19 protein-coding genes are annotated in these 18384 nt (G+C 46.2%); 11 read left to right on the top strand and 8 right to left on the bottom strand.

The genetic code is table 11. From position 1 onward, the window contains the following. The first annotated feature begins 8 nt into the window (after nt 1-8). Entirely contained in the window at nt 9-728 is a 720-nt protein-coding gene (gene fabG, locus VK958_RS06025) for a 3-oxoacyl-ACP reductase FabG (RefSeq protein WP_325239836.1), read from the top strand. A 23-nt stretch (nt 729-751) separates the two neighbouring features. Here fabG and VK958_RS06020 read toward each other — a convergent pair whose 3' ends face one another. The 4 genes from VK958_RS06020 to VK958_RS06005 form a co-directional block, all read right to left on the bottom strand. Beyond that, the gene (locus tag VK958_RS06020) at nt 752-1531 is read right to left on the bottom strand and encodes a glycosyltransferase family 2 protein (RefSeq protein WP_414683859.1); all 780 of its coding nucleotides are present in this window, start codon (nt 1529-1531) and stop codon (nt 752-754) included. 14 nt (nt 1532-1545) lie between these two features. Beyond that, complete coding sequence (locus tag VK958_RS06015) at nt 1546-2391, bottom strand: lysophospholipid acyltransferase family protein (protein WP_325239835.1); 846 nt, start codon at nt 2389-2391, stop codon at nt 1546-1548. After that, nucleotides 2388-3491, bottom strand: a complete 1104-nt coding sequence (locus VK958_RS06010) for a chorismate transformation FkbO/Hyg5 family protein (RefSeq protein WP_325239834.1) — start codon at nt 3489-3491, stop codon at nt 2388-2390. Before VK958_RS06010 ends, VK958_RS06015 begins: the two co-directional genes overlap by 4 nt. 390 nt (nt 3492-3881) lie before the next feature. Continuing rightward, complete coding sequence (locus VK958_RS06005; protein WP_325239831.1) at nt 3882-4412, bottom strand: glutathione peroxidase; 531 nt, start codon at nt 4410-4412, stop codon at nt 3882-3884. Between the two features lie 230 nt (nt 4413-4642). On the opposite strand from VK958_RS06005, the gene VK958_RS06000 reads away from it, so the two are divergent. Together VK958_RS06000 and queD are read left to right on the top strand one after the other, a co-directional pair. Beyond that, on the top strand, nt 4643-4816 hold the full coding sequence (locus VK958_RS06000) for a hypothetical protein (RefSeq protein WP_200934417.1): 174 nt from the start codon (nt 4643-4645) through the stop codon (nt 4814-4816). 56 nt (nt 4817-4872) lie between these two features. Then, on the top strand, nt 4873-5319 hold the full coding sequence (gene queD / locus VK958_RS05995; protein ID WP_325239828.1) for a 6-carboxytetrahydropterin synthase QueD: 447 nt from the start codon (nt 4873-4875) through the stop codon (nt 5317-5319). Nucleotides 5320-5354: 35 nt separating this feature from the next. Here queD and dnaQ read toward each other — a convergent pair whose 3' ends face one another. Genes dnaQ through VK958_RS05980 form a run of 3 tightly spaced genes read right to left on the bottom strand, consistent with a single transcriptional unit; the run spans nt 5355 to nt 7262 of the window. After that, entirely contained in the window at nt 5355-6035 is a 681-nt protein-coding gene (dnaQ, locus tag VK958_RS05990; protein ID WP_325239827.1) for a DNA polymerase III subunit epsilon, read from the bottom strand. 8 nt (nt 6036-6043) lie between these two features. Then, a complete protein-coding gene (gene rnhA / locus VK958_RS05985) occupies nt 6044-6493 on the bottom strand; it encodes a ribonuclease HI (protein ID WP_325239854.1) in 450 nt (149 codons plus the stop codon). A gap of 1 nt (nt 6494) precedes the next feature. After that, complete coding sequence (locus VK958_RS05980; protein ID WP_325239826.1) at nt 6495-7262, bottom strand: class I SAM-dependent methyltransferase; 768 nt, start codon at nt 7260-7262, stop codon at nt 6495-6497. 87 nt (nt 7263-7349) lie between these two features. Between VK958_RS05980 and gloB the strand changes: the two genes are divergently transcribed. The 8 genes from gloB to VK958_RS05940 all read left to right on the top strand — a co-directional run bounded on the left by gloB (nt 7350) and on the right by VK958_RS05940 (nt 15959). Continuing rightward, nucleotides 7350-8129: a hydroxyacylglutathione hydrolase gene (gene gloB, locus VK958_RS05975; protein ID WP_325239824.1), complete on the top strand. Its 780-nt coding sequence runs from the start codon at nt 7350-7352 to the stop codon at nt 8127-8129. Nucleotides 8130-8366: 237 nt separating this feature from the next. Beyond that, nucleotides 8367-9920 carry a transglycosylase SLT domain-containing protein gene (locus VK958_RS05970; protein WP_325239822.1) on the top strand — a complete coding sequence of 518 codons (1554 nt, stop codon included), beginning with the start codon at nt 8367-8369 and terminating at the stop codon, nt 9918-9920. A gap of 83 nt (nt 9921-10003) precedes the next feature. Beyond that, entirely contained in the window at nt 10004-11650 is a 1647-nt protein-coding gene (locus VK958_RS05965) for a peptide-binding protein (RefSeq protein WP_325239821.1), read from the top strand. Nucleotide 11651: 1 nt separating this feature from the next. Then, the gene (locus tag VK958_RS05960) at nt 11652-12677 is read left to right on the top strand and encodes an ABC transporter permease (protein ID WP_325239819.1); all 1026 of its coding nucleotides are present in this window, start codon (nt 11652-11654) and stop codon (nt 12675-12677) included. 15 nt (nt 12678-12692) lie between these two features. Next, nucleotides 12693-13517, top strand: a complete 825-nt coding sequence (locus VK958_RS05955) for an ABC transporter permease (protein ID WP_325239817.1) — start codon at nt 12693-12695, stop codon at nt 13515-13517. A gap of 50 nt (nt 13518-13567) precedes the next feature. Beyond that, on the top strand, nt 13568-14353 hold the full coding sequence (locus VK958_RS05950; RefSeq protein ID WP_325239815.1) for an enoyl-ACP reductase FabI: 786 nt from the start codon (nt 13568-13570) through the stop codon (nt 14351-14353). 260 nt (nt 14354-14613) lie between these two features. After that, nucleotides 14614-15627, top strand: coding sequence for an acyltransferase family protein (locus VK958_RS05945; RefSeq protein ID WP_325239813.1), 1014 nt, complete (start codon nt 14614-14616; stop codon nt 15625-15627). A gap of 20 nt (nt 15628-15647) precedes the next feature. Then, a complete protein-coding gene (locus VK958_RS05940; protein WP_325239811.1) occupies nt 15648-15959 on the top strand; it encodes a DUF1294 domain-containing protein in 312 nt (103 codons plus the stop codon). A gap of 468 nt (nt 15960-16427) precedes the next feature. Here the strand turns inward: VK958_RS05940 and VK958_RS05935 are convergent, their stop codons facing one another. Then, entirely contained in the window at nt 16428-18329 is a 1902-nt protein-coding gene (locus VK958_RS05935; RefSeq protein WP_325239809.1) for a SurA N-terminal domain-containing protein, read from the bottom strand. Nucleotides 18330-18384: the final 55 nt, after the last annotated feature.

Here is an 18384-nt window from a genome sequence, read left to right as displayed (position 1 = left end):
GTTGCATCATGAAAAGAGCTTTGGTAACGGGTGGTAGTGGTGGTATAGGCGCAGCAATTTGCCAGCGGTTAGCGATAGATGGCTATCACGTGTTTATTCACGCCCACCATAACCAGGCAACTGCAGAACAACTTGCAGAGGAAATAAAGACAGCAGGCGGAAGTGCAGAAGCATTGCAATTTGATGTCACGGACCAGGCTGCTGTCAATACAGTCCTCAGTGCCCTTGTCGAGGACGAGCCTATCCAGGTATTAGTTAACAACGCTGGAATCCATGATGATGCGGTATTTCCCGGGATGAGTCCTGCGCAATGGCACAGAGTGATTGATGTATCCGTGCATGGTTTTTTCAATGTGACGCAACCGCTGATGATGCCCATGATACGCAGCCGCTGGGGGCGAATCATCAATGTGTCCTCTATTTCAGGAATCACCGGCAATCGCGGCCAGACTAATTATTCGGCGGCTAAAGGCGCACTGAACGCCGCGACCAAATCCTTGGCGCAGGAAGTCGCCAGCCGCGGAATCACCGTGAATGCCGTTGCACCGGGCATTATTGAAACAGCAATGACTGATAATACCTTTGATGCGCAAGCGATCAAGAATATGGTGCCTATGAAACGCGCAGGTAAGGCAAAAGAAGTGGCAGACCTGGTCAGCTTTCTTGCGTCAGACCAATCTACCTACATCACCGGGCAGATTATCTCGATTAACGGCGGGATGATTTAAATCGTGATGAATGTGTGATCTGATCAATGAAACTGGTTTCGCAAGCGCCGCATAACTAATATCGGCAGCCTGAGAACAAAGCCTAAGAATAATCTTGTATACATCCAGGTAAGCAGCACATTGTCGCGCAAGTAACGGAAATGCGACACTCCGCCTTCATCTGAACTGAAATAACGCACCGGCGCTGGCAAGTTAATTACTTTAACGCCAAGCCAGCTTAATCGCACTGCGGCTTCAGGATCGAAATCGAAATGCCGCATCCAGGGATTAAATCGCATCACTTTTCTTAAGGGTACTATCGGATAGACACGGAAGCCGAACAAGGAATCCCCGATGTTCCCGCCAAGGGTCTCCAGGTTAGCCCACATATTGGAAAGCTTGCGCCCCTGCACACGGATATTGGGCGCGCTGGCGTCAAAGATCGGCTTACCGAGGACCATGGACGCCGGCTGCGCAATCGATGACTGCATAAATTGCGGTATCAGCTCTGCAGGATGCTGCCCATCTGAATCCATCGTCAGCACATGCGTGTAGCCTTGTGCATGGGCCTGATGCAGCCCCTGCAGCACGGCAGCGCCTTTACCTTTGTTTTGCGGCAAGTGAATCACGCGCAACCCCGAATCTGCCTGCGCCATGGCTTTCAATGTGACTTCCGACCCATCAGTACTACCATCAATCACAACCCACACCGGGTTCCAGAACTGGCGTGCTGCCTGTACGGTTTCGTATACTTTCACACCTGGGTTATAGCTTGGAATCAGCACGATATGGGTTTTTGAAGGATTCATAGCAAGATTTATCATAGGGTCGCTTTGATTCACCATTTAATCGGTGACTCAAAGTTTGGGGTATCCAGATTTGGAGCTCCGCTTTCTGACACAGGTGCTTTAGCCATCTCTTCCTCAAGTACATCCTTGAAATACGCTTCAAGTTCACCCATAAAGCTATGTGTATCTTCGGGCGGCGAAAACCGTTTTCCGAGCCGCACTCGATAGCTGACCGGCATCGGCGGTTTGCGAAATAAAGACCAACCCTTGCTCAGGTAGGGAGAATTGGTTTCAATGATCACCGTTTGCACCGGTACTTTCGCCTTCTGTGCAATCAGGGCGATGCTGCCTTTCAAAGCATTGATGGGTGGACGCACCGTACGCGTGCCCTCCGGGAACAGCAATAAATGGCTACCGGTTTTAAAATCCTTTGTTGCCTGCATGACCATGTGGCGTATCGGCTCGTTAGGGATATAACGTGCTAACCGCGCCCCTGCCCCTAGAAAAATATTGTTCATGAGCTCAGATTTCAGCACGCAGGCAATATTGGGTAACCTGGAAATGATCATCACCGCATCTAGCAAGCAAGGATGGTTAGGCGCGATGATCAATGGTGGCTCATTGCGGAGTGCGTCCAGCTCGCTGAGGTCAAACCTACAACGCTGCGATAAACTCAGGCTCGCAAGGTAAGCACGAAAAGCGATCATGATGACGTAGCGACCGAAATAAAGGGCCTTGCTTTCAGGAAGCAATGGGTAAAGTACGCCGGCGATCAGTGTCCAGCAAAGGCTCAGGAAACCTAACCAGACCAACCCGGCATAGAGCACAAAATAATCATACAGCCGCAACAGCAACGTTAAGAATGCAGATGTGATGATGGGGTTAGCGGTCTTCATGCTGTGCCTAAAGCTTGCCGATCATTGGGTGCTACCGTTTCCTGCAAGGTTGTTTCTATCTCGACCAGCAACTCCTGTCGGCAAATGTCTGCTTGCACAAAGACTGCCTTGACCTCCCTGTTGAAGTGACTATGTATCGTTTCACGGATGTGATCCAAATCACCCGCATCACGCACATACACCCTGAAACAGGCATCTGAAAGCCTGAACGATGATTTTCCCAGTTTACGGTTGGCCTCGCTAACCACTGCTTCCAGATTGATCAAGGTCTCATTGGTTTGACCAATGATATCTTGTATATGCAAAGTTTCATGGCCGACGATACTGGCGGTACCCGAGATGAACAAGAAAAGTTGCTGCCTCAGCTGGACTAATGTTGCGCGTGAAAAACTTGGTGTGAGCGGGCCATATTGTTCGGGATAGTGATAGGCTTTAACCTGTCGCGGATTTTCAATCGCGATTGCGGGTGTTTTACCAGCCAAAAATGCAATGCTTAAAGGACCCGTACGCAAACCGAGTGCGCAGGCTGCAGGCAGTTGCTCACCTTGCTCCCTACCCAGGTTAACAAATACGTTTTTGCGGCCGATATTGAATTGGCGATAGCGCTCGAGGCTATCCTTATGATCGTTGCCATCTCCATTGATATCGGCCATATAGTTCCAGAAACGGTAAACCTGTGAATAACCGAGCCCGTCTATTAATGTGAATATCTGTTGATAAGCGATTTCTGTTGCCTGCTGCAAATCCGAGATAGATTTGCCTAGACTATCATTCATCAATCTGGACGACTCATCCAAATTGATGACGCCAAACAGCAACTCACCATCACATCGGTAATGTATAAGGCCTGTACTATCGCTCACCAATGGCTGATGCATTTCCAAAGTAGATTCAATCGCCAGCAAAGCTTCGCTCGCTAAATGGCTACCTGACAATACCCGCGCATTGAGATGAATTTCTGGAATATTACTGTGACTGGCCTGATCTTCAAGGCGGTCTTGAGCGTCGCTAAAACTGACTACCCCTAATGCCTTATCTTGCCATGACTGGGGTTGACACTTTACTTCTTCAGAAGGCATGTATTCAAGTTTAATGCCCATTAGATTACTTCATTTGTAAATTGCATCGCCCACCAGGTTTCGGTACCAAACGGAATTAAGTTTTATTGGTTTCATATTGGACAAAAAAAAAGTCTGAGTCAATAAAAGTCCAGATACTTTCAGAAAGCGAATTATAAGTGCTTAACGATCAATAAAGACCAAAGCGTGGATTTTTATTCAATTTAAAAGGGAGAGTGCGTTTTAGATTTAAAGCAGATAAGCCGTCCCAGGCGAAGTTGGGCGAAATTAAAATGCTGTATCGTGTTCCAGGGACGTCCAGACTTTAACAGCGTACTTTATTTATTTATTTTTTTATTCACTTATTTTTTTCACTTAAAAGAATGGCCAGTGAGTTTTGCTCACGGGCCATTGTTTCCTGCAAGTTACTTGTTATTTTAAGTATGGTTTTATCTTGCTCAGAATCTCTTCACTATCTGGACGCGTCATGCTGTTGAATGAATATACTTTTTGCCCGCCAGGCAAGATGACGTATTTATAGAAATTCCATTGTGGCGCTTTGCCGGTTTGCGCGATGAGTTGCTGATAGAGTGGGTTTGCACTGGCACCAGTCACACTGGTTTTTTCCATCATAGGAAACTTGACAGAATAGGTCAGTTTGCAAAAATCTCCCACCTGCTTATTGTTGCCTGGTTCCTGTTTGAAATCGTTGGATGGGAATCCGATCACCACCAGGCCTTTATCCTTATATTGCTCATAAATGGCTTCCAGTGCTTCAAATTGTGGCGTGAATCCACATTTGCTGGCGGTGTTTACAATTAAAATCGGCTTATCCTGAAATTGACAAAAATCGACAGTTTGACCTTGCAGGGTTTTAAACTGGTGTTGATATATAGGTAAACAGTCGGCAATTGCCATGGAAGAAACTCCCAAACTGCACAATGCGATTATCAAACCACGCATTAAAAATCTCCTGATGATATTAATCGTAATATTTACATTAATGCTTTACAGACAATCATTTAGGCCAATTGTTCTATCTAATTGCTAGCATTTTTAATTTTTCATTGCCTAAACATGGACGAATTGCAGGAACTAAACTTGGCTTTGGCACAGTCTATGCTAATGAATACGGTAAGAATGTCATGACTGACATGTTTGAGCAATAATTAACTGGTAATGAGGAGTGAATTATGTTGCAAAAAGCAGGACCTACCGACAAATTTAAACGTATCGACCAAATGCTGGAAGACTTTGCCGGCGATGAAGTGGATGATTTTGACACTAGCTATGGCAGCTATGAAAAAAGTCATAAGCACTACTCGGCTGACGAAGATGCCTTGATGGATATTGACGACTTATATTAACAATGTGACTGGTTTTCGTGCAGAGTGTACTGCATGGTTACTGATATAATGCCGTCATGGAAATCACTACACGCTTGGAGTTCGATGCCGGACATCGTATTCCTGATCATAAAAGTCAATGCCGCAATTTACACGGTCACCGCTACGCGATAGAGATCACTTTATCCGGTGACATCATTCAGGCAGAACACGCTTCAGAAAACGGTATGGTTATGGACTTTGCCGACGTTAAACGCATAGCCAGAGAAACCATTGTAGATCGCTGGGACCATGCTTTCCTGGTCTATCAAGGCGATACCGCTGTGTTGGATTTCTTAAACAGCCTGCCCAATCACAAGACAGTGATCTTCCCGACTATCCCGACCGCAGAAAATATGGCTGCCGAAGCGTTTAAATTGCTAAAAGCGCAATATCACGGCACTTTCGACAACCATCTTAAATTGATGAAAGTCAGGCTGTATGAAACGCCTAACAGTTGGACAGATGCGTTTGATCATGCTTAGTCAAGTGATTGAATCCACTCGCTTCAGGATTTGAATTACCAAGGTGTAGCGCCTGATTTAGCCAGCCCTTCGATGTACTTGGCATGGGCTGCAATCTCTTCTGCATCAGCAGTCAACACTTTTAATTTGCTTAAATCCACCACAATGCTAGCGTCAGTTACCTGCTCAACCGAACTGTTTAATTCCATCAGCAGGCTTTCCTGACCTCGCGTCATTGCGATGTAGACTTCGCCTAGCAATTCCGCATCAAGTAACGCACCATGCAACGTTCGCTTGGAGTTATCGATACCAAAGTGGCGGCACAAAGCATCCAGGTTATTACGCTGGCCTGGACGTGATTCTTTAGCCATTTTCAGCGTATCGATAATGCCACTGACTGATGCTTCCAGCTTATCCAAGCCCAACCTGGCTAATTCCATATTGAGAAAGCCCATATCAAAAGGGGCATTATGGATAATCAATTCAGAACCGCGCACAAACTCCACAAACTCTTCCGCGACTTGAGCGAATAGCGGCTTGTCCTGCAAGAACTCCAGTGAAATGCCATGTACTTCCTGCGCACCGGGGTCAATCTCACGTTCAGGATTAATATAAACATGAAAGTGGCGCTGGGTAGGCCTACGGTTAAAAATTTCAACTGCGGCAATTTCAATAATCCGGTGGCCCTGGTCGGGATATAAGCCGGTTGTTTCCGTATCCAGAAAGATTTGTCTCATGATTACACTTATTCAAGCATTGATTTGATTGGGGATGATTTTGCGACGGTTAACACGCCCTGATTTGCCAGCCCGTCCGCGCGTTCATTGCCCAGGTTACCCGCGTGACCTCTGACCCAGATCCATTCAATGGTATGCGGATTTGCCAAAGCATCCAGCATTTTCCAGAGATCCGCATTTTTCACTGGCTTTTTATCTGCTGTCCGCCACTGCTTTTGCTTCCAGCCAGTAATCCACTCGGTCATGCCTTTTTGCACATAACTGGAGTCGGTGTAAATTTTGACATGGGAAGGCTTTTTTAAAGCTTGCAGGCCCTGAATCACCGCCATCAGCTCCATGCGGTTATTAGTGGTGAGTGCCTCACCGCCAAATAATTCTTTTTCATGCAGCCCGGCTTTCAGCCAAACGCCCCACCCACCTACGCCGGGGTTTCCCTTACAGGCCCCATCCGCATACATTTCAATCCAGCTTTGTGTCGACATCCGCGCATTTTAACTGTTTTTGCATTTTATTTTGAATCCGCGTCCGGCTTTTTTGTGCCTGCAAGGCTTGATTCAAAGAAGACTTTTTCCAGTCAGGCTTTAACAGCCGCACATTCAGCACTCTTTTTTTTGCTACCAGAAAATAGACGCCTCCGGTCATGCCAAAAGTGCAGGCGCCCCACTTTTCTAATCTGGCTTGCCGCGCTAGCCAGCTTTGATCATTAATGGGCAAAGCATGCATAAGGTAATGACTTTCTACAATTTCAAAACCCAATACATTCAACCAGTCTCTGATACGGCGGGCAGTAAACAAACGCTTAAACGCACCGGCTTGCTTAAGCCAGCCGGTTCTTGCACGCAAACCAAGGCAACTGAAAGGCGTAACACCAGTCAGAATCAATGTTCCCTCAGGCACTAGCACCCGAAAAGCTTCGCGCAATGTTTGCTGCGGGTCCTCACATTGTTCCAGTACGTGCGGCAGGCAAATCAGGTCAACGGAACTTTCAGTTAAAGGTAAAAATTCCGGTTCACAAAGCATGGAGGTTTCTTTTGTGAACTGCCCATGCAAATGATGTTTGTAAGGGATGCGGCATTGCTTGAGAAAGTCATATCCCGGCAACCCCAATTGCAATGCATGAAAACCGAAAACGTTAGCGACAGCTTGCTCATAAACGGTAGTTTCACATTGAGCGATGTAATGTCCCAGCGCGGTAGCATCGAAGGTGGCTGGCTGGTTCGACTTCATGTAGGCTCCGATGAAATTTACAATTTATGCTGCTTTGCGGTTTCAAGCCTGGCTTGACATTAATGACCGTTTTCTCAATGATGCGTGATGCAACAGACTTTCGCAAGTATAGCAATCACTGCCCTGCCCGCTTTTAGCGATAATTACCTGTGGCTGATCCACACAGGCAAACATGCATTGATAGTCGATCCCGGTGATGCCACCGTGGTGGAACATGCACTGCAAACCGGAGGCTATCAACTGGAAGGCATATTATTAACGCATCATCACGCTGACCATGTCGGCGGCGCCCTGGCTTTGCAGCAGCACTGGCAATGCCCAGTCTACGCTCCAGATAATAACCACCCGTCATACAATGCGGTAAAAGCGATACGCGTCAAAGAAGGTGATTGTATTGAGTTCGCGTCTTTTCCTGAGTTATCCTGTCAGGTCATGGCATTGCCGGGGCACACTCTCGACCATATTGCTTACTATATCAATCAGCAGCATTTATTCAGTGGTGATGTGTTATTCGGCGGCGGCTGTGGCCGTTTATTTGAAGGCTCGCCTGCGCAAATGTATGCCTCTTTGCAACAAATTGCAGCTTTACCGGCAGAGACACTGATCTATCCTGCCCATGAATACACAGCGCATAACCTTGCATTCGCTATGACCGTTGAGCCTGAAAACACCACTTTGCAGCAACGTGCGCAAAATACCGCTTTACTCAGGAAAAACCAACAACCTACCCTACCGACTATCCTGTCACTCGAACTGGCAACCAACCCTTTTTTACGCTGTGATTCACTTTCAAAACATGCTGAGTTTCAGCACTGGCCAGCTGTCGATATTTTCACTGAACTACGCGCTCGACGTAACGACTTCTGATAGAACCTAAATGACACGCACAAAGCAGTGATATCCACAAGGGCTTGTCTCTCAATGAAATTAACGTAGAATGTGTCCTCCCTTTACCGCTTATACACGTTACGTCAACCACATGCTGTTTGACCGGGCTTCACGGCCAATCAAGTTTTATCAATGCATGCACATGCATTCATACATAGATAGCCAGGCTATCTGATGCGACATTGTGCATTAGCCCCAGGATTTTGAATTACCGTCATGCGTTTTAATCAATTACTGCTAAGCATTACTTTTTTGGCTTTTCCTTTACTGGCAATAGCTGAATACGTAGAGCCAGCGACCTTGTCGAATGATAATGGTAGTTATGATCAAAGTTTTGGCGAAACTGAAGCTGACACTTATAGCTCAACCTACCAGTTTGAAGATGCACTGACGCTACAGGACAGTCTGTGGGACCGTGTGCGTGACGGCTTCAATATGCCGGATATTGATTCAGACTATACCAATAAGCATGAGCAGTGGTATGCCTCGCGCCCTGATTATGTCTCGCGTATGCTTGAGCGCAGCAAAAAATACCTGTACCACATCGTGGTGGAAGTAGAAAAACGTGGCATGCCGACCGAAATCGCCCTGCTTCCGATGATTGAAAGCGGTTTTAACCCGAAAGCCTTATCCACCAGCAAGGCTTCCGGCATCTGGCAATTCATCCCTTCCACCGGCAAAGATTTCGGCCTCAAGCAAAACTACTGGAAAGACTCACGTAAAGACGTGACCGCAGCAACGCAAGCGGCACTCAATTACCTGCAAAAGTTATACACCATGTTTGGTGCCTGGGACCTGGCCCTGGCGGCTTACAATGCCGGAGAAGGCACAGTGGCACGTGCGATCGAGCGTAATCAGCGTCTTGGATTACCAACTGATTATCAGCATCTGTCCCTGCCCGATGAAACCCGCAACTATGTGCCTAAATTGCAGGCGATTAAAAATATTATTTTCCGCCCGGAACAATATGGGCTGACCTTGAATGAGATCCCGAACAAGCCTTATTTCACCACCGTGGAAGCACCGAATAAAATCGATGCCAAACTGGCCGCAGAGCTTGCTGGCATCTCAATGGAGGAGTTCAGCGCGTTGAACCCCAGCTTCACGCGTCCCGTGCTGATCACTGAAAAAAGCTACCAGAAACTTTTGTTACCGACCTGGGCGGCCAGCAATTTCACCAACAACTTGAATGCTTACACACAGCCATTATCTAACTGGCACAGTTATCACCCCAAACGTGGAGAACGTCTGGGGGATATCGCCAATCGTTTCGATATCAGCCTGTATGAGTTAAGTGCGACCAACAACCTGAAACCTAACCGAAACCTGGTTGTTCGCAGGACATTACTGGTGCCTGCCGGCAATCATTCAACGTTGACCAAGCCGATTGACGCGGTAGCGATGGCGCAGATCCCGATCGAAGTGGCTGTTGAAAAAGCAGCGTCAAATAAATACACGGCCATTTCGCATAAAGTCAAACAAGGTGACACGCTTTCCCAACTGGCGAAACGTTACGGCGTCAGCTCCAAACAAATCATGCAGCAGAACCACTTAAAAAGCAAAAAGCTGGCTATTGGACAGGTGTTGCAATTCGAACAGCAAGAAGGCATGACTACCGTTTCAGGTAAGAGAAATTCAAGTGCACGGATCACAAAAGCCAGTTATAAAAAGGCCTCATCCAACAGTAGCAGTCGCTCGAAAAAATCATCTTCTTCCACCAAGAAGACCTCAACCACCCCAGCAAAAAAAAGCAAAACCACTCATAAATAATAGAATGTGTATATGATGTGTGATCTGCATGACATTCGCGGGCTATCCTAACCAATAACTTGCCAACCACACAAACACTGCACATGGCTCATCGTTATTTACTGATTATTTCTTTGTGTGGCATGCTGGCAGCCTGCAGCTCAGACGTTTCCGAGCAAAATAACGCCAGGTTCAATCAAGCCTACCCTTCTCAGCAAGGTGGCACTTTTATTGATGCGATGCCATCGGACCCCAGTGGGCTGATCTTTATGGTGGCTGGCGAATCTGCTTCCAGCGCGATTACTGCCAACATCTTCAATACCTTGCTGACTTATAACAAAAATCTGGATCTGGCCGGAGAGTTGGCTGACTCCTGGCAAGTGGCTGCTGATCAGAAAACCATCACTTTCCATTTAAAGCCAGGATTAGTGTGGGCTGATGGTCACCCACTCACGAGTGAAGATGTCTATTTCACCTGGCAATTGATTATTGATGAAAAAACGCGTAGTCCCTATGCATCCGATTTCCAGCTAGTCACCAAAGCCGAAACACCGGATAAACTCACTTTTGTAGTGCATTACGACCAGGCTTTTTCACCTGCGCTGGATAGCTGGGCTGGCTTGCAAATCCTGCCCAAGCACAAACTGGCCGGCCAAGATATTCACACCACCAGCTTTGCGCAGAAACCCCTGGGTAGTCATTACTACAAACTGAAAGAGTGGCGGCATGGGGAGTATCTAAAATTAGAGCGCAACCCGCAGGCTGTTTTGGGGCAGCCACAAATCACCACCCTGATCGAGAGGATCATTCCAGACCCTGGCGCGCAATTCCTGGAGTTGATGGCAGACCATATCGATAGCATGAATATGGACCCGATCACCTATGCCAGGATCATTCCATCGCGTCCGGAGTTACAAGCCAGGCTGAATCAATACAAAGCCTTGGGAAACAGTTACACCTACCTTGGCTTTAACTTGAAACGTCCGCCATTCAATGACGTGCGCATCCGCAAGGCGATCAACTACGCGATTGATAAACAGGAAATCATTGATGGCGTTTATCTCGGTTTGGGCGAGCAGATTGCTTCGCCTTACAAACCTGGCACGCGCTGGAGCAACCCTCAATTAAAACCTTACTCTTTTGACCCGGAACGGGCCCGCAGCTTATTGGCTGAAGCTGGTTATCAAGACACTGACGGCGATGGTTATGTTGAGCGTGATGGCAAAAAACTGTCTTTTGAAGTCCTGACCAATCACGGCAATAAAGAGCGTGAAAAAACCTCGGTCATCATTCAACGCCGTCTGAAAGAAGTGGGTATTGATATCCGTATCCGCTCTATTGAATGGGCAAGTTTAATTACCCGGTTCATCAAAACCGGTGACTTTGATGCGGTGGTGATGGGATGGCAATTGGGGCTGGAGCCAGATCAATTCGCTATCTGGCATTCCAGCCAGCAAAAGCCAGGGCAGTTTAACTTTATCGGTTACGAGAATAGCAAAGTCGATAAGTTACTGGAACAAGGCCGTAGCGAATTTGACCCTGATAAACGCATGCATGTTTATCACCAGTTTGCAGAAGCTTTATACGAAGACAGTCCCATCGTTTATTTATCTGCCGGTTATGGCCTGACGGCTATCCATAAGCGCGTAAAAGGCATTATGGATCCGGTGCCACCGGCCGGGGTAAGTTATGACTCTCAAAAATGGTATATCCCGGCATCTTTAAGACGCACGCAGATACAGGCGGAATAACATGCTAAGTTACCTGCTCAGACGATTGCTGTGGATGGTGCCAATGCTGATTGGCATCAGCCTGATCTCATTTTTTATCATGCACTTGGCGCCTGGCGATATCACCAGCACTGAAAGTGCTTTTGATCCAAAGTCTTCTGAAGAGTCCAGGCAGAAGTTACGCGCCTTATACAATCTGGACAAGCCCATCATCGTGCAATACGGTTTATGGATGGAGCGCATGGTGCACCTTGACTTTGGTCATTCATTTGCCAGCCACCAGAAGCCGGTCTTTTGGTCTGAAAAAGACAAAGATGGCAATGTGACGCCAGGCATGATTCAGGAAGCCCTGCCCATTACCTTACTGATGAATATTGCCGGTTTGTTAATTACCTTATCGCTTGGGGTGCCCTTGGGTGTATGGGCTGCGAAACGTTATGGCCAATGGCCTGATCGTTCAATCACGCTATTCAATTTTATCGGTTTTTCTATTCCAGGCTTCTGGCTATCTTTGCTGTTAATGTATTGGCTGGGTGTGATTCATCCCTGGTTTCCGATTTCAGGGATGCATAGTTTGAATTACGAACAACTGGATTTCTGGCAAAAAGGCCAGGATTTATTTATGCATTTGTTCCTGCCGGTAGTGATTCCATCACTGACCGGCCTGGCGGGGATCACCCTATTTGTTAAAAATGGCATGCTGGATGTCTTGAATCAGGACTATATAACCACCGCTCGGGCTAAAGGTCTCAGTGACCGGAGAGTCACCTACCGCCATGCCCTGCGTAACGCGCTTTTGCCACTGATTACCCTTATTGGCCTGTCGCTGCCGGGCCTGATTGGCGGCTCAGTGATTGCCGAAACCATTTTTGCCATTCCCGGTATGGGTAAATTATTTTACGAAGCAGTGATGATGCGTGATTTCCCGGTGGTCATGGGCATATTGACCATAGGTTCTGCACTGACATTACTCGGTAATTTACTGGCCGATCTCGCGTACGCCTGGGCAGATCCACGTTTGCGTAAAGGGGTGATGCCTGCCAGGTAACCGACAAGCTCAATTATGAAAAAAATACTGCACAATCCATTGGCACTCACCGGTTTATGCCTGATCAGTATCATACTGCTGCTTGCCCTGCTCGCTCCGTGGCTGGCACCGTATGATCCTGATGACATCAACGTCAAGCAAATCCTGCTGGCACCTTCCATCCATCACTGGATGGGCACCGATGGCCTGGGCCGCGATGTCTGGAGTCGTATGCTATATGGCGGCAGGGTATCCTTGTTGGTAGGCCTGGTTGCCGTTGGTATTTCTACTGCGATCGGCGTGTTTCTGGGAGCCATCGCAGGCTATTATCGCGGTTGGGTAGATACCCTTATTATGCGTCTGGTAGATATCATGCTCTCCATCCCCAGCTTCTTCCTGATACTGGCCGTCATCGCCTTTCTTAGCCCTTCTATCACCAATGTCATGATCGTCATCGGCCTGACTTCTTGGATGAGTGTCACGCGACTGGTGCGGGCAGAATTCCTCAGCCTGACCCAACGTGAATTTGTCACGGCTTCAACGGCACTGGGGGCACAGGACTGGCGTATCATTTTCAGGCATTGCCTGCCTAATAGCCTGACACCAGTGCTGGTAAGCGTTGTACTAGGTATCGCCAGCGCAGTGCTACTTGAATCAGGACTCAGCTTTCTTGGACTGGGTGTACAGGCACCACAATCTTCCTGGGGTAATATCCTGACCGATGGCAAAGAATACATCCAGTTTGCCTGGTGGCTGTCAGTCTACCCCGGACTTGCGATCTTAATTACCGTGTTAGGGTATAATCTGCTCGGTGAAGGTTTGCGGGATGTGTTTGACCCTCGATCAAACACTCTACGCTAGCCGTTAACCCCTACTTATTATTACCAAATAACTACCAAACAGGATCAAGCATGGCATTTCTTGCTGGAAAAAAAATTCTGATCGCCGGTTTGCTCAGCAACCGATCAATCGCCTATGGCATTGCTGCTGCCATGAAACGTCAAGGTGCCGAACTGGCCTTTACCTATCAAGTGGATAAACACGAAACGCGCGTTCGTGACCTAGCAGCTGACTTTGAATCTACCGTTGTATTACCGTGTGATGTGGCAGAAGATGCACAGATCGACAATTTATTCGTCGAACTGGCCAAGGTCTGGGATGGCCTGGATGGCCTGGTCCATTCAATCGCCTTCGTCCCAAAAGCCGCCTTGGCCGGAGACTACCTGGACAACATCAGCCGTGAATACTTCCATATTGCCCATGACATCAGCTCATACAGCTTTTCGGCCATGGCCAAAGCAGCCTACCCCATGATGCAAGGCCGCAATGGTAGCCTGCTCACATTGAGTTATTTAGGCGCTGAACGCACAATGCCTAATTACAACGTAATGGGCGTAGCAAAAGCCAGCCTGGAAGCTAACGTACGTTATCTCGCGCAAAGCCTCGGCCCACGTGGTATCCGAGTCAATGCTATCTCTGCAGGTCCTATCAAGACATTGGCAGCTTCCGGGATTGCAGACTTCGACAAAATGATCGGCTTTAATGAGAAACACGCCGCCTTGCGCCGAAATGTGACCATTGAAGAAGTAGGTAATGTCGCAGCCTTCCTGTCCAGCGATCTGGCATCCGGAGTTACGGGTGAAATTACTTATGTAGATGGCGGCATGAATATCACTGCTGCCGGTCAAATAGACTAGGGCTTATCAACAACCCTTAAAACGCCTGCACTAGTTTAGTCAGGCGTTTTTTGTTACCTTGATTTGAAAATAAATCACTTTTAGCTACACCAATAGCTGGATTAATATAATCATAAAAATTAATAAAATAGGTGTACTAAATAAAATCAAGATACTGAATTTAATAATTAAATATAAAAATAAAATTCAATATAAAACTGGAATTAATAATAAATAGTCAGCATCAATTTCAGTTCAAAGATCGTTAGATGGGTCAAATAATGAGAAACGAAAGAATAGATATAGTCAGGTTTATCGGTCTATCCATGATTATCTTCGCGCATGTGGACCCACCAAGAATTCTCTTTCAACTGCGCAATTTCGATGTTCCTTTAATGATATTAGTCTCCGCAATGTCATTTAGCTTGAGCTATAAGACCCATGAGTCATACTCATCCTATGTGTGGAAAAGAGTCAAAAGGCTGGTTTTTCCTGTCTGGATATTTTTAAGCTTTTATTTCCTCGCCCTGTTTGTACTTGACCCAGTTAACAAAGAGCTTCAAGCAACTACCGTACTGACCTCTTACACCCTGCTTGAAGGCATAGGATATGTCTGGGTAATCAGGGTATTTTTACTGGTTGCGCTCATCTCTCCGTTTATATTCGCGTGGCATCAAAATACAGCTAGCGAAAGCAAATACTTTGGCGCCCTGGGAGGCAGTCTTTTACTTTACGAAATAGTGCGTTATTTTTCCATGCCATACATTTGGCAAGGCGCAGGAGAAATAGCCGCAGCAGTATTACTGTATGTGATTCCTTACGGCCTCTTGTTTGCCATTGGGTTACGGATGGCAAATGCCACCAGGAGTCAACTGTATGCGATTGCCGGCATTAGTCTGGGTATATTTACCTTTGCAGGTACGGGATTGTTTCTATTCAATGGTGAGTTCATTCCAACCCAATCCCTGAAATACCCTCCTTCGATTTACTATTTTTCTTATGCATTATTTATTTCAAGTTTACTTTGGATATACAGCGAAAGAATCGAGTATTTTTTAGAGCAAATTAATATAAAAAATGTTGTGCTATTCATTGCCAGCAATTCCATATGGATTTACTTATGGCATATCCCTTTTATTAAACATATCCATACGCATTACGTATTTAAATTTTTCATTGTTTTTACGAGCGCCGTTGTGGTCACTTATGTACAAATTTCACTGGTAAGCCGTTTGCTAAAACATATCGATCGCGTTGCGCTGAAAAAGAACATTAAAATCTTATTTACGGGCTAAACCTAACACATTAAAGCACCATGCTTTCAATACTATTTGCGTTGGTATTTATCATTTGCACGATTTTTTTAGCTTTCTTCGATAAAGTCCCTGTATCTTATTGTTTCGTTTACCTGGTTTTAAGCTGCAGCACATTCATCTCCTACGCAATCGACAAGTCCGCTGCCAGGCATAAACAAAGGCGCATCCCTGAGAAAACCTTACAGTTACTCGCAATGCTAGGCGGTTGGCCAGGCGCTTTACTCGCGCAAAACATACTTCGCCACAAGTCTAAAAAACAATCTTTTCTGATTATTTCTGGCTTAGTGTCACTTTCAACCTGCTTGCATTAACTGTGGTGCTTTGGTTCAAACGATAAGCACGCATCCACCAGATTGATTAGAAAGCTCTTGCACAATATCTAATCGCAATATACCGCCCGCAAGATCACACCCTGTAATCAAAGAAGATACAGCCATGAAAGCACAGCTTGATTAGCCAAGTCATCGAATGCAAGAGCTGGGCAGCATTAAATTTGGCCGCAGATAAAACAAGCAGAATCTGCCCCCTCAACAGGGGATGACATATGCTGAGATCAAAGTGGATGAAAGTGTATATTCAGAATCTACCGAACATATAGGCGGGTTTGGGTTGATAGATACCTTCAGCGTGTTGAGGCTTTCAGGTGATAAAAAGACGGATATTGCTTGTCGCGCATCACTGTAGGCCCTTTTCTTTTATCAAAGCTTTGGCCAGACACTCATCAAAGAAGAATAAAAAAAGAGGGCTACCGCCCTCTTTCTTCACTTCCGTGATATTAGTTAATTGTTACCATTATTAGAGAACAATACTTTCGTATTGTATTGAATATCCTTTTTGGCTTTCAGAGATGACACATAAGCATATGACATTTCTGCTCCGAGTGCCGCCTGATATGCTTTATAGGCTCTGTCAGCCACATCAGGGCTATCTTTAAGCTTCTGGTTCACGGCAATCACTTTAATGAGGGTGTAGCCTTGATTAGGCTCGTTAAACCCATAATAAGCAGGCAAAGTATGTGTGTTCACTTTGAATACATTCCTCATCACGGAATCTGTCAATCCCTGTGCATTTCTGCGATCAATGGTGACGGGCGGAATCCAGTCGGCAGTCACTGCTTTACCAGCTTTCAAGTCAGCTAGCAGCGCTTCGCCTTTCTGTTTAGCCAATTTAGTCGCTGCTTCCGCTTTCAACAATGACTCAATACCACCTTTTACTTCATCAAAGCTACGTGGTGCTTCTGGCGTGTACTCAACGACCCTCGCGGCAACTAAATTGTTAGCAGAAATTTCTACGGCTTCAGTGTTCCGCTTCTCTTTCAATACCTCATCTGAAAATATCATCGAGGCCAGACGGTCACTCTTAAAGAATTTGGCAATTTCATCTTTCGTCATTGCCGGTGAAGATTGTACCTGTAGATTAAATTTTTTAGCGACTGGGTCTAGACTGCCGGATTGCTCATACACAGTATTACCAAAGTCATCGGCCAACTCAGCATACTTAGCCTGCGCTTTCTGGAACAGTAACTCCGCTTTGATTTTGAGTTTCATTGAATCTAAATCTGAAGACTCACCTGAAATACCTGTCAATTTGATAATGTGATAACCAAACTCTGACTCAACCAGGTCGCTGATATCTCCAACCTTCATCGAGAACGCCGCATTTTCAAATGGCTTGACCATCGCACCACGCGCAAAACTGCCCAAATCGCCGCCCTTACTTGCAGAACCTGTATCTTGCGAAAATTCAATCGCCAGTTTCTCGAAGTTTTTAGGATTTTCTTTTACCTGCTTGAGAATGGATTCCGCTTTTTGTTTAGCAGCGGCTTTTTCTTCAGCGGTCGCTGTATTGCTAAAGCCAATCAGGATGTGGCTGGCTTGACGCTGCTCATTTCCCTGGTATTTAGCAGCATTTTCCTCGTAGGCTTGCTTAATCTCTTCATCGCTCACACTGACATCACCAACCAGTCCGGCAGCTGACAATAATGCAAATTGCAGTTTTACCTTGGCCGGCGCAATGAATTTGGTTTTATGCTGATTGTAATAAGCCTGTACCTGCTCCGGAGTCAAGGTCACTTGATTTATAAAGTCCGCTACCTTTACATCCGCAACAGAAACTTCACGCTGCTCAAACTCTGACATCAACGACTGCACCGCAACTTTTTGTGGCATAAATACCAGGTTGATTAAGCCATCCCGCACTTGCTGAACAGTTAAATCCTTGCGGATATTTTGCTCAAACTTCGCAGGCGTTAACTTATTTTGCGATAACAACTGGTTATAAGTCTCTTCTGAAAACCTACCGTTACTTTGAAATTCAGGCATACCAATCACATGCTGACTCAATTGGTCATCACTGATTTTAAAACGGTAGTCCTGAATGGCACCCTCGACTAAGCGGCGGGTAATAATACTATCCAGTACCGATTGTTTAAAAGCCGGGCTTTCCAGTAAGGTGGCATCCACTTTTTGGCCTTGAGATTGCAGGTAATTACGCGCATTCTCAACAGCGTTGGAATATTCCTGCAGGGAAATTTTCTGGCCATCCACTTTCGCAACCGCAACCTGCCCGCCTGCGTTATTAAGATATGAATCAATCCCGAACAATGCAAATGGCACAACAATCAGTGCCAGAATGATTTTTGCCATCCACCCTTGTGTATGTTTTCTTAGTGCTTCTAACATTTTTTAATTTCCATTACCTGATTTTTCGCAACGGCAAACTATACCATAAACCCGT

Origin of the sequence: Methylophilus sp., from assembly GCF_035460085.1 — a bacterium.
Lineage (GTDB): Bacteria > Pseudomonadota > Gammaproteobacteria > Burkholderiales > Methylophilaceae > Methylophilus.
Note: the sequence above shows the minus strand (reverse complement) of the source record. Positions and strands in the feature narration are given on the sequence as shown.

What these genes read in the sequence shown, in the direction of transcription:
- fabG (WP_325239836.1), top strand. Translation starts at nt 9, where the DNA reads ATGAAAAGAGCTTTGGTAACGGGTGGTAGTGGTGGTATAGGCGCAGCA.
- VK958_RS06020 (WP_414683859.1), bottom strand. Translation starts at nt 1,531, where the DNA reads ATGATAAATCTTGCTATGAATCCTTCAAAAACCCATATCGTGCTGATT.
- VK958_RS06015 (WP_325239835.1), bottom strand. Translation starts at nt 2,391, where the DNA reads ATGAAGACCGCTAACCCCATCATCACATCTGCATTCTTAACGTTGCTG.
- VK958_RS06010 (WP_325239834.1), bottom strand. Translation starts at nt 3,491, where the DNA reads ATGGGCATTAAACTTGAATACATGCCTTCTGAAGAAGTAAAGTGTCAA.
- VK958_RS06005 (WP_325239831.1), bottom strand. Translation starts at nt 4,412, where the DNA reads ATGCGTGGTTTGATAATCGCATTGTGCAGTTTGGGAGTTTCTTCCATG.
- VK958_RS06000 (WP_200934417.1), top strand. Translation starts at nt 4,643, where the DNA reads ATGTTGCAAAAAGCAGGACCTACCGACAAATTTAAACGTATCGACCAA.
- queD (WP_325239828.1), top strand. Translation starts at nt 4,873, where the DNA reads ATGGAAATCACTACACGCTTGGAGTTCGATGCCGGACATCGTATTCCT.
- dnaQ (WP_325239827.1), bottom strand. Translation starts at nt 6,035, where the DNA reads ATGAGACAAATCTTTCTGGATACGGAAACAACCGGCTTATATCCCGAC.
- rnhA (WP_325239854.1), bottom strand. Translation starts at nt 6,493, where the DNA reads ATGTATGCGGATGGGGCCTGTAAGGGAAACCCCGGCGTAGGTGGGTGG.
- VK958_RS05980 (WP_325239826.1), bottom strand. Translation starts at nt 7,262, where the DNA reads ATGAAGTCGAACCAGCCAGCCACCTTCGATGCTACCGCGCTGGGACAT.
- gloB (WP_325239824.1), top strand. Translation starts at nt 7,350, where the DNA reads ATGCAACAGACTTTCGCAAGTATAGCAATCACTGCCCTGCCCGCTTTT.
- VK958_RS05970 (WP_325239822.1), top strand. Translation starts at nt 8,367, where the DNA reads ATGCGTTTTAATCAATTACTGCTAAGCATTACTTTTTTGGCTTTTCCT.
- VK958_RS05965 (WP_325239821.1), top strand. Translation starts at nt 10,004, where the DNA reads ATGGCTCATCGTTATTTACTGATTATTTCTTTGTGTGGCATGCTGGCA.
- VK958_RS05960 (WP_325239819.1), top strand. Translation starts at nt 11,652, where the DNA reads ATGCTAAGTTACCTGCTCAGACGATTGCTGTGGATGGTGCCAATGCTG.
- VK958_RS05955 (WP_325239817.1), top strand. Translation starts at nt 12,693, where the DNA reads ATGAAAAAAATACTGCACAATCCATTGGCACTCACCGGTTTATGCCTG.
- VK958_RS05950 (WP_325239815.1), top strand. Translation starts at nt 13,568, where the DNA reads ATGGCATTTCTTGCTGGAAAAAAAATTCTGATCGCCGGTTTGCTCAGC.
- VK958_RS05945 (WP_325239813.1), top strand. Translation starts at nt 14,614, where the DNA reads ATGAGAAACGAAAGAATAGATATAGTCAGGTTTATCGGTCTATCCATG.
- VK958_RS05940 (WP_325239811.1), top strand. Translation starts at nt 15,648, where the DNA reads ATGCTTTCAATACTATTTGCGTTGGTATTTATCATTTGCACGATTTTT.
- VK958_RS05935 (WP_325239809.1), bottom strand. Translation starts at nt 18,329, where the DNA reads ATGTTAGAAGCACTAAGAAAACATACACAAGGGTGGATGGCAAAAATC.